This is a genomic window from Streptomyces sp. NPDC001852, assembly GCF_042891825.1.
Taxonomy (GTDB): domain Bacteria; phylum Actinomycetota; class Actinomycetes; order Streptomycetales; family Streptomycetaceae; genus Streptomyces.
In genome coordinates, this window is record NZ_JBIATN010000017.1 from 182856 (window position 1) to 193013 (window position 10158).

The following is a 10158-nucleotide window of genomic DNA, read 5'->3' on the forward strand; positions in this document are numbered from 1 at the left end:
TCCAGCCACCTCGGCCGCAACGACGCGGCCTCGTCAGGGAGGTTTCTGAAGTGAACACGCGTATGCGTCGTGCGGCCTTCGCCGTTGCTGCTGGTGCCATGGCCGTCTCTCTCGCCGCCTGTGGCAGCGCCAAGGAGTCCGGTGGTGGCTCCGCCAAGTCCTCCGGCCCCAAGAAGGGCGACGCCATCAAGGTCGGTCTGCTCCTGCCGGAGAACCAGACCGCCCGTTACGAGAAGTTCGACCGCCCCTTGATCGAGAAGAAGGTCAAGGAGCTCACCAACGGCAAGGGCCAGATCGTCTACGCCAACGCCAAGCAGGACGCGACGCTGCAGAACCAGCAGGTCGACACCATGATCACCAACAAGGTGGACGTGCTGATCGTGGACGCGGTGGACGCCGCGGCGATCAAGAACTCCGTGGACAAGGCCAAGCAGGCCGGCATCCCGGTCGTCGCCTACGACCGCCTGGCGCAGGGCCCGATCGACGCGTACACCTCGTTCGACAACGAGACGGTCGGCAAGACCCAGGGCGAGGCCCTGCTGAAGGCCCTGGGCTCCAAGGCCAAGTCCGGCAAGATCGTCATGATGAACGGCTCCTCCACCGACCCGAACGCCGCGCAGTTCAAGAAGGGCGCCCACGAGGTGCTCGACGGCAAGGTGAACGTCGGCAAGGAGTACGACACCAAGGAGTGGAAGCCGGAGAACGCCAACTCCAACATGGAGGGCGCCATCTCCGCTCTGGGCAAGCAGAACATCATCGGCGTCTACTCCGCCAACGACGGCATGGCCGGCGGTATCATCACCGCCCTCAAGGCCGCCGGCATCTCCAACATCCCGGTCACCGGCCAGGACGCGGAGCTCGCGGGTGTCCAGCGCATCGTCGCCGGTGAGCAGTACATGAGCGTCTACAAGCCGTACGCTCCCGAGGCCGCCGCCGCCGCCGAGATGGCCGTGGACCTCGCCCAGGGCAAGTCGCTCGACTCCGTCGCCAAGGACAAGGTCGACAGCCCGACCACCAAGCAGGTGCCCTCCGTCCTGGTGCCGGTCACCGCGCTGACCAAGGACAACATCAAGGACACCGTCATCAAGGACGGCATCTACACGGTCGCCGACATCTGCACCTCGCAGTACAAGGCGGCCTGCGACAAGATCGGCCTGAAGTAGCAGTCCCACGCGCCTTTCCACCCAAGGGAATCCACTCTTGAATTCCCTTAGCGGGAAAGGCCTCCACAGCTCCGCCGGCGCCCCGCGCATCAGACAGCCCCGCAAGCTCGTTTGCGGGGCGCCGGACGGAACACCCCCCAAACTTCTGCACAACCTCCCGCCGGGTCAGGCGGCGAAGGAGATGGTTCACGTGTCCGCTACGCCCGTGCTGGCGTTGCGCGGGGTCTCCAAGCGGTTCGGTGCCGTTCAGGCGCTCACCGACGTAGAGCTTGAGGTCCACGCCGGTGAGGTGGTCGCCCTGGTCGGCGACAACGGTGCCGGAAAGTCCACGCTGGTCAAGACGATCGCCGGCGTTCACCCCATCGATGAGGGCGTCATCGAATGGGAAGGCAAGGCCGTCCAGATCAGCAAGCCGCACGACGCCCAGAACCTGGGCATCGCGACCGTCTACCAGGACCTCGCGCTGTGCGACAACATCGACGTGGTCGGCAACCTCTACCTGGGCCGGGAGATCCGCCGCCGCGGTGTCCTGGACGAGGTCGAGATGGAGCGCCGCTCCCGCGAGCTGCTCACCACGCTGTCGATCCGCATCCCGAGCGTCCGCATCCCGATCGCGTCGCTCTCCGGCGGTCAGCGCCAGACCGTGGCCATCGCCCGCTCCATGCTCGGCGAGCCCAAGCTGGTCATCCTCGACGAGCCCACCGCCGCCCTCGGCGTCGAGCAGACCGCGCAGGTCCTCGACCTGGTGGAACGGCTGCGGGAGCGTGGTCACGCCGTGATCCTCATCAGCCACAACATGGCCGATGTGAAGGCCGTCGCCGACAAGGTGGCCGTCCTGCGCCTGGGCCGTAACAACGGCGTCTTCGAGGTCAAGTCGACCTCGCAGGAAGAGATCATCTCCGCCATCACCGGCGCCACGGACAACGCCGTGACCCGTCGTGCGGCGCGCTCCAATGGGGAGATCAAGAAGTGAGCATCGACAAGACCTCCACGCCCCCCGAGGACCACGCGGTGGAGAACCCCGAGGCGGCACGCGGCGCCGACGTCGCGGTCGACCCCCGTCTGCTGGTGCGCGAGCAGGGCCTCGCGGGCTACGTCACCGAGTTCAAGCGGAAGATGAAGGCCGGTGACCTCGGCTCCATCCCGGTCGTCCTCGGTCTGGCGATCATCTGGATCATCTTCCAGAGCCTGAACTCCAACTTCCTCACGGCCGGCAACCTGTCCGACATCTCCGTCGCCATGGTCGGCACGGGCATGATCGCCGTCGGCATCGTGTTCGTCCTGCTGCTCGGCGAGATCGACCTGTCGGTCGGTTCGCTCTCCGGTGTCGCGGGCGCCACCTTCGCGGTGCTCAACGTCACCCACGGCATGAACGAGATCCTGGCCCTGGTGCTGTCGATCCTCACCGGCACGGTCGCGGGCGCGCTGCAGGGCTTCTTCTTCGCGAAGATCGGCGTACCCGCCTTCGCGGTCACCCTGGCCGGTCTGCTGTTCTGGAACGGCCTCATGCTCAAGATCCTGGGCGACAACGGCACGATCAACCTGAACGACAACGGTCTGGTCGCCAAGCTGACCAGCTACTACTTCTCCGACGTGGCCGCCGCCTACGGCCTGGCCATCGCGGTGACGGTGCTGTTCTTCGTCAGCTCCTACTTCGGCAACAAGCGCCGCGAGGCCGCCGGCGTGCCGTCCCGCCCGCTGAGCGAGACCATCCTGCGCACCGTGCTGCTGGGCGTCGTCGCCTTCGCCGCCGCGGTCGTCTTCAACCAGTACAAGGGCCTGCCGCTGGCCGTGGTGGTCTTCATCGCCGTGCTGTTCATCACGGACTTCGTGCTGCGCCGCACCGGCTACGGCCGCAAGGTCTTCGCGCTCGGCGGCAGCGTCGAGGCCTCCCGTCGTGCCGGTATCAACGTGGACATGGTCCGGATCTCGGTGTTCGCCATCTCCGGTACCTTCGCGGCGATCGGCGGTCTGTTCATCGCCTCCAAGATCGCGTCCGCCAACCAGGGCGCCGGCGGCGGTGACCTGCTGATGAACGCGATCGCGGCGGCCGTGATCGGCGGTACGTCCCTCTTCGGCGGCCGGGGCCGCACCTGGAACGCGCTGCTCGGCGTGCTGGTCATCGTCTCGATCCAGTACGGCCTCGCCCTGCAGGGCATCGCCTCTCCGGTCCAGTACATGATCACCGGTGGTGTCCTGCTGGCGACCGTCGTCATCGACGCGGTGACGCGCAAGACCCAGAAGACCGCCGGTCGGGCGTAACGCCTGATCCCCCGGCACGGCACAGCGCCCGGCACCCGAAACGTGCCGGGCGCTGTCGTGTCGTGCAAAGCATGAACATTAGACTCGGGCGAGCCCGGCGAAAGCTCGATCAGCTCTACTGCAAGGAGGCACGGGTGCCGCTGCTGACCCGCATCACGGGACCGCGCGATCTGGACCGGCTCAGCCTGGAGGAGCTGAACCAGCTGGCACAGGAGATCCGCACCTTCCTCGTCGACGCCGTCTCCAAGACCGGCGGCCACCTCGGCCCCAACCTCGGCGTGGTGGAGCTGACCATCGCCCTGCACCGCGTCTTCGACTCGCCGAAGGACAAGGTGCTGTGGGACACCGGCCACCAGTCCTACGTGCACAAGCTGCTCACCGGCCGGCAGGACTTCTCCAAGCTGAAGATGAAGGGCGGCCTGTCGGGCTACCCCTCGCAGGCCGAGTCCGAGCACGACGTCATCGAGAACAGCCACGCCTCCACGGTCCTCGGCTGGGCCGACGGCATCGCCAAGGCCAACGAGCTGAAGAAACGCGACAGCCATGTCGTGGCGGTCATCGGCGACGGGGCGCTCACCGGCGGAATGGCCTGGGAGGCGCTGAACAACATCGCCGACGCCAAGGACCGCCCGCTGGTCATCGTCGTCAACGACAACGAGCGGTCGTACGCCCCGACCATCGGCGGCCTCGCCAACCACCTGGCGACCCTGCGCACGACGGACGGGTACGAGCGCTTCCTCGCCCGGACGAAGGAACTCCTGGAGCGCACCCCGGTCGTCGGCAGGCCGCTGTACGAGACCCTGCACGGGGCGAAGAAGGGGTTCAAGGACTTCATCGCACCGCAGGGCATGTTCGAGGACCTGGGCCTGAAGTACGTCGGCCCGATCGACGGCCACGACATCGAGGCCCTGGAGTCCGCCCTGGCCCGGGCCAAGCGGTTCGGCGGCCCGGTCATCGTGCACTGCCTCACCGAGAAGGGCCGCGGCTACCAGCCCGCCCTGCAGGACGAGGCGGACCGCTTCCACGGCATCGGCCCCATCCACCCCGACACCGGCCTGCCGATCAAGGCCTCCGGTGCCGACTGGACCTCCGTCTTCGGTGACGAGATGGTCGAGCTCGGCAAGGAGCGCGACGACATCGTGGCGATCACGGCGGCCATGCTCCAGCCGGTCGGCCTGAAGAAGTTCGCGGACACCTTCCCCGACCGGATCTACGACGTCGGCATCGCCGAGCAGCACGGCGCCGTCTCGGCGGCCGGCCTGGCACATGCCGGGCTGCACCCCGTCTTCGCCGTCTACGCCACCTTCCTCAACCGCGCCTTCGACCAGGTCCTCATGGACGTGGCCCTGCACCGGTGCGGGGTGACGTTCGTGCTCGACCGGGCCGGTGTCACCGGAACGGACGGCGCCTCGCACAACGGCATGTGGGACATGTCGATCCTGCAGGTCGTGCCGGGCCTCAGGCTGGCGGCCCCGCGGGACGCCGAGCAGGTGCGGGCCCAGCTGCGGGAGGCCGTCGCGGTGGACGACGCGCCGACCGTCGTCCGCTTCTCCAAGGGCGCCGTCGGCCCCGCCGTACCCGCCGTGGGCCGCATCGGCGGCATGGACGTGCTCCGCGAGCCCGGCACCGACCGGCCGGACGTGCTGCTCGTCTCCGTGGGCGCCCTCGCCCCGATGTGCCTGGAGATCGCCGGCCTGCTCGACAAGCAGGGCATCTCCACCACGGTGGTCGACCCGCGCTGGGTCAAGCCCGTCGACGAGGCCATGGCCCCGCTCGCCGAGCGGCACCGGGTCGTCGTCACCGTGGAGGACAACAGCCGGGTCGGCGGTGTCGGCTCCGCGGTCGCCCAGGCCCTGCGCGACGCCGGCGTGGACGTGCCGCTGCGCGACTTCGGCATCCCGCCGCGCTTCCTCGACCACGCCTCCCGCGGCGAGGTCCTCGCCGAGATCGGCCTGACCGCCCCGGACATCGCCCGCCAGGTCACCGGGCTGGTCGCCAAGCTGGACGGCCGGTTCGACCGTACGGCCGCCGAGGTCGACTCGGTGGAGCCCGCGCGCGACTGACGGCGAGCGCCCCGCGACGGGCCGGTGACGCCACTCCTTGCGGTGGCGGAACCGGCCCGCTTGCGTGAACCTGCCTGTGCCGGGGCATACGCATCCCGACCCTCTCGATCATGACGGGCCATCGGCGAGGTCCCCAAGCGTGGGAGGCAGGACGTGAGCAGCGCGCTGTTCAGGACGAAGAACGTCGAGCAGTCCATCCAGGACACCGAGGAGCCGGAGCATTCGCTCAAGAAGTCCCTCTCCGCGCTCGACCTGACCGTCTTCGGCGTCGGTGTCATCATCGGCACGGGCATCTTCGTCCTCACCGGGCAGGTCGCCAAGAACAACGCCGGCCCGGCGGTGTCGCTGGCCTTCGTGGTGGCCGGCGTGGTCTGCGCGCTCGCCGCCCTCTGCTACGCCGAGTTCGCGTCCACGGTCCCGGTGGCGGGCTCGGCGTACACGTTCAGCTACTCCTCCCTGGGCGAGCTGCCCGCCTGGATCATCGGCTGGGACCTGGTCCTGGAGTTCGCGCTCGGCACGGCGGTGGTGGCCGTCGGCTGGTCCGGGTACATCCGCTCGCTGCTGGACAACGCCGGCTGGCATCTGCCGGACTACCTGGCCGGCCGGGACACCGCGACCGGGTTCGGCTTCGACATCCTCGCCGCCGCCCTGGTGCTGGTGCTCACCGCCATCCTCGTCCTCGGCATGAAACTGTCGGCCCGGATCACCTCGCTCGTCGTCGCCATCAAGGTGGTCGTCGTCCTCATCGTGATCGTCGCCGGTGCCTTCTTCGTCAGGGCCGGCAACTACTCGCCGTTCATTCCGCACCCTCAGCCTGTGCCGGCCGGCGGCAACCTGAAAGCCCCGCTGATCCAGCTGATCTTCGGCTGGGCGCCCGCGAACTTCGGTGTGATGGGCATCTTCACGGCCGCCTCGGTCGTGTTCTTCGCCTTCATCGGCTTCGACATCGTCGCGACGGCCGCCGAGGAGACCCGCAACCCGCAGCGGGACATGCCGCGCGGCATCCTCGGCTCCCTGTTCATCTGCACCCTGCTGTACGTGGCCGTCTCCATCGTCGTCACCGGCATGGAGAAGTACTCCAGGCTGTCCGTGGAGGCCCCGCTCGCCGACGCCTTCAAGGCCATCGGGCACCCCTGGTACGCGGGTGTGATCAGCTTCGGCGCCGCCGTCGGCCTGACCACCGTGTGCATGATCCTGCTGCTCGGCCAGACCCGGGTGTTCTTCGCGATGAGCCGCGACGGACTGCTGCCGCGCTTCTTCTCCCGTGTCCACCCGCGTTTCCGGACCCCGCACCGGCCGACCATCCTGCTCGGCGTGATCATCGCGATCGTCGCCGGTTTCACCAGCCTGAGCGAGCTGGCCGAACTGGTGAACATCGGCACGCTCTTCGCGTTCGTCGTCGTCGCGATCAGCGTGGTCATCCTGCGCCGGACCCGCCCGGACCTGCCGCGCGCCTTCCGCACCCCGTGGGTCCCGGTCATCCCGGTGCTGTCGGTGTGCGCCTCGCTGTGGCTGATGCTCAACCTGCCGGCCGAGACCTGGCTGCGGTTCGTGATCTGGATGGTGATCGGTTTCGCCGTCTACTTCCTCTACGGCCGCACCCACAGCCGGCTGGCCCCGGGCCGGCAGACCGCCACCGGAGAGCCCAGGCGGCCGCCCGCCGGGAACACTCCGTAGCGGTCCTCACCGGGCGGCCCCTCGGAGAGCCGGCGCCGGTGGGGCAGCCTGCGCGGGCTGTATGGGCGGGGCGCGCCGTGTTCTCGGCCCGTTCCCGTGCGGGCGCCGGGTTCCGGGCCCGGTACCGTGTGGACCCCGGGATCAGCCCAGTACCGTGCGGGGGCCGGTGACCTGTGCGCCGTGTTCCCGGACCCGGCGCCGCAGTTCGCGGTCGGCCGTGACGACCAGGCACGGGCGCTCGCCGGCCGCCGCCGCGAGGTCCACGATGCGGTCGTCGCCGCTGCCGGGCGCGTCCTCGACCCGCACCCCGGGCACCGACTCCACGCCCCGGGCCGCGCCCTCCACCACCAGGACCAGCTCCAGCGGACCGGGCAGGCCGGCCACACCGGACCGGGCCAAGGGCGCCAGCCGGTCGCGCAGGCGCTCGGCGGCGCCGCGGCGGTCGCGCCACCAGCCGTCGGGCACCGACCCGACGACGTTCGCGCCGTCGACGACGATCAGGGGGAGGGGCCCGTCCGTCACGTCCGTCCCGCCCTTGGTGTTCGTCATGTTCCGGAACAGCCCTGTGGTGTCGCCTGCGTAGCAGAGTCAGTGTGTCACGGGTGTCGGGTGTGTCGCGGCCCAGCGGCCCGTGATCGCGGCGATCGCGGCGGCCGCGCGCTCTGCGGGAGGCCCGCCCGCACGCACCCCGGGGGAGAACTCGACGTGCAGGAACGGCACATGGTCGGCGTCGGCCACCTGGCCCTGCACGTTCGTCAGACCCTCCAGCGGACAGGACCGCACCCAGGCCCGGCACACCCGGAAGCCGTGACCGCGCAGGGCGTCGGCCAGCTCCCGGCCGTCGCTCCGGCCGGCCGACCCCGCCCCGGTGGAGGCGACCACGTCGTAGCCGGGCACGGCGGAGGCGGCGAAGCCGTGCACCTGGATCCCGGGCATCCCGCGGCGGGCCAGCTCGGCGCAGATGGCGTGGAAAACGGTGTCCTCGCGGTGTGCCACGTCCGCCGCGTTGCCGACCCCGGCTTTGCGGTGTGCTCCCGCGATCACGAGGATCCCGCCGGGTGAGCCGCGCAGCACCCGCACGCCCAGCTGCTCGGTGCCGAGGTCGAAGCCGGGATGCGGGACCTGCACCGACCAGCTCGGACGGTGGTCCAGATCGAGGTAGACCCGGCCCCAGCCGCGCGGGGTCGCGGCGGAGTCGGTGCGGTCGGCGACCTCGGTATAGCGGTGGCCGGAGGGCCGGTCGACGACCGTGCGCACGGTGAAGTCCCGCTGGGACAGCCGCTGTTCGGCTTGAGCGCGGTGGCCGTCGAGCAGCAGACCGATGGCCGCGGCGATGTCCTCGCGGTCGGCCCGGCCGGGCGGCAGATAGCCCCGGCCAGGAGCGAACCGGCTCGTGTAGTCCGCCACCTCGCGGGCCAGGTCGATCTGCTCGGCCCCCTCCGGCGCGGGCCCGCGGCCGTCGTGCGCGGCGCCGCCCGGGGTGCGCAGCAGGACGGTGAGACCGGCCGCGAGACCGGCGACGACCAGCAGCAGCGTCGCAATCGTGATGAAGCGTGAGCGATGGGCTCTCATGGTCGTATCAAGATATCCCGGTGAACAGACGCCGCAGCCGGACCCTGCTGTCCCTGCTGTCCGTGCTGACCCCGCTCTCCCTCCTCGCCACCGTCTCCGGCTGCGGACTCCTCTCGGACGACGCCGGAGCCCAGGGCGGCGGGCGCTCCTTCACCGTCGCGGCCGCCGGGGACATCCTCATGCACCCCGAACTGGTCGACCAGGCGCGCAAGGATGCCGAGCGCACGGGCAAGGGCGTGGACGGCATGGACTTCGGGCCGATGACGGCCGGCATCAAGCCGCTGATCAGCAAGGCCGACCTGGCGATCTGTCACTTCGAGCCGGTGATGGGCCCGGCGCGGGGGCCGTTCGAGGGCTTCCCGGACTTCCAGGTGCCGCCGCAGGAGGCGGGGACCATCAAGGACCTCGGTTACGACACCGGTTCCACCGCCTCCAACCACAGCCTCGACCACGGCTACGACGGCGTGAAGCGCACCCTCGACGCCCTGGACGCCGCGGGCCTGAAGCACACCGGTTCCGCCCGCACCGCGAAGGAGGCGAACACCCCGCTGGTCATGGACGTCAAGGGCGTCAAGGTCGCGCAGATCTCCTTCGCCTACGGCTTCAACGAGCCGCACACACTCCCGAAGGACAAGCCGTGGCTGGCCGTCCGCCTGAACCCGCCCGCATTCGACGCATTCCTGGAGCCCCCACCATGCCGAAGCGCAACCGCCCCGTCGTCCACACGGTGACGGTCCTGGCGCTGCTCGCGGGCAGCGCCTACTTCACCTACGCACTGCGCAAGGACGAGCAGGCGAAGCTCCCGCCCGCCCAGACCATCACCGAGAACCTGCACAACTCGGGCGGGGCGACCGGCAAGCAGACCTGGGAACGGCTGAACGACCCGGCGCGCTCGGTGCTGCGCGACGGCAAGGGCGCGGTCATCGCCACCTTCACGGACGGCGCCCGCACCGCCACCCTCAAGGGCCCGACCCGCACCTTCGCCGAACCCGCCAACACCACCACCAAGGTGGTCACCGACGACTGGGTCCGCCTGATGCCGGAGACCTGGACCAGGGGTCTCCACCTGCTGGTCCTCGAAGTTGGACAAGTGTGCGTATCCGTGTATGAGTGAGTGTCGTTGTCAGAGCGTGAATCTGACGGAATGGGCGAAGACGCAGGGCGTGCATCCGCAGACCGCGTATCGCTGGTTCCGTGAGGGGACGTTGCCGGTACCGGCTCAGTGGGTCGGGCCACGCACGATCCTGGTGAACATCGACGCGAATACCACGCCCCAGGCGATCGGAGGTCTGGGTCTGTATGCCCGCGTGTCCTCGCACGATCAAGAGACCGATCTGGAACGCCAGGTCGCTCGGCTGTCGGCGTGGGCGGCGAAGGCCGGTCACCGAGTCGTTCGTGTTGAGGCGGAGATCGCTTCAGGG

The 10158-nt window shown here is 69.6% G+C and carries 10 protein-coding genes; 8 read left to right on the plus strand and 2 right to left on the minus strand.

Translation table 11 applies throughout. The features are described 5' to 3' along the window. The first annotated feature begins 62 nt into the window (after positions 1 to 62). The 5 genes from ACFYZB_RS28310 (at position 63) to ACFYZB_RS28330 (ending at position 7165) form a co-directional block, all read left to right on the plus strand. Positions 63 to 1163 carry a substrate-binding domain-containing protein gene (locus ACFYZB_RS28310; protein ID WP_351211195.1) on the plus strand — a complete coding sequence of 367 codons (1101 nt, stop codon included), beginning with the start codon at positions 63 to 65 and terminating at the stop codon, positions 1161 to 1163. Positions 1164 to 1344: 181 nt separating this feature from the next. Continuing rightward, positions 1345 to 2136, plus strand: a complete 792-nt coding sequence (locus tag ACFYZB_RS28315; protein ID WP_351211087.1) for an ATP-binding cassette domain-containing protein — start codon at positions 1345 to 1347, stop codon at positions 2134 to 2136. Further along, positions 2133 to 3425 (plus strand): sugar ABC transporter permease, encoded by a 1293-nt coding sequence (locus ACFYZB_RS28320; RefSeq protein WP_388763503.1) that lies wholly within the window; start codon positions 2133 to 2135, stop codon positions 3423 to 3425. The genes ACFYZB_RS28315 and ACFYZB_RS28320 overlap by 4 nt, the downstream gene beginning before the upstream one ends. A gap of 134 nt (positions 3426 to 3559) precedes the next feature. After that, on the plus strand, positions 3560 to 5488 hold the full coding sequence (dxs, locus tag ACFYZB_RS28325; RefSeq protein ID WP_351211197.1) for a 1-deoxy-D-xylulose-5-phosphate synthase: 1929 nt from the start codon (positions 3560 to 3562) through the stop codon (positions 5486 to 5488). 153 nt (positions 5489 to 5641) lie between these two features. After that, the gene (locus ACFYZB_RS28330; RefSeq protein ID WP_388763504.1) at positions 5642 to 7165 is read left to right on the plus strand and encodes an amino acid permease; all 1524 of its coding nucleotides are present in this window, start codon (positions 5642 to 5644) and stop codon (positions 7163 to 7165) included. A gap of 141 nt (positions 7166 to 7306) precedes the next feature. On the opposite strand, the gene ACFYZB_RS28335 is transcribed toward ACFYZB_RS28330, so the two are convergent. Both ACFYZB_RS28335 and ACFYZB_RS28340 read right to left on the minus strand, forming a co-directional pair. Then, positions 7307 to 7714: an NTP pyrophosphohydrolase gene (locus tag ACFYZB_RS28335; RefSeq protein WP_388763506.1), complete on the minus strand. Its 408-nt coding sequence runs from the start codon at positions 7712 to 7714 to the stop codon at positions 7307 to 7309. Positions 7715 to 7753: 39 nt separating this feature from the next. After that, positions 7754 to 8737 carry a hypothetical protein gene (locus tag ACFYZB_RS28340; RefSeq protein ID WP_388763507.1) on the minus strand — a complete coding sequence of 328 codons (984 nt, stop codon included), beginning with the start codon at positions 8735 to 8737 and terminating at the stop codon, positions 7754 to 7756. Positions 8738 to 8757: 20 nt separating this feature from the next. Between ACFYZB_RS28340 and ACFYZB_RS28345 the strand changes: the two genes are divergently transcribed. The 3 genes from ACFYZB_RS28345 to ACFYZB_RS28355 form a co-directional block, all read left to right on the plus strand. After that, positions 8758 to 9468 carry a CapA family protein gene (locus tag ACFYZB_RS28345; RefSeq protein ID WP_388763509.1) on the plus strand — a complete coding sequence of 237 codons (711 nt, stop codon included), beginning with the start codon at positions 8758 to 8760 and terminating at the stop codon, positions 9466 to 9468. Continuing rightward, the gene (locus ACFYZB_RS28350; protein ID WP_388763510.1) at positions 9432 to 9851 is read left to right on the plus strand and encodes a hypothetical protein; all 420 of its coding nucleotides are present in this window, start codon (positions 9432 to 9434) and stop codon (positions 9849 to 9851) included. The genes ACFYZB_RS28345 and ACFYZB_RS28350 overlap by 37 nt, the downstream gene beginning before the upstream one ends. A 16-nt stretch (positions 9852 to 9867) precedes the next feature. Next, on the plus strand, positions 9868 to 10158 hold a 291-nt coding region (locus ACFYZB_RS28355; protein ID WP_388763512.1), incomplete at its 3' end, for a recombinase family protein.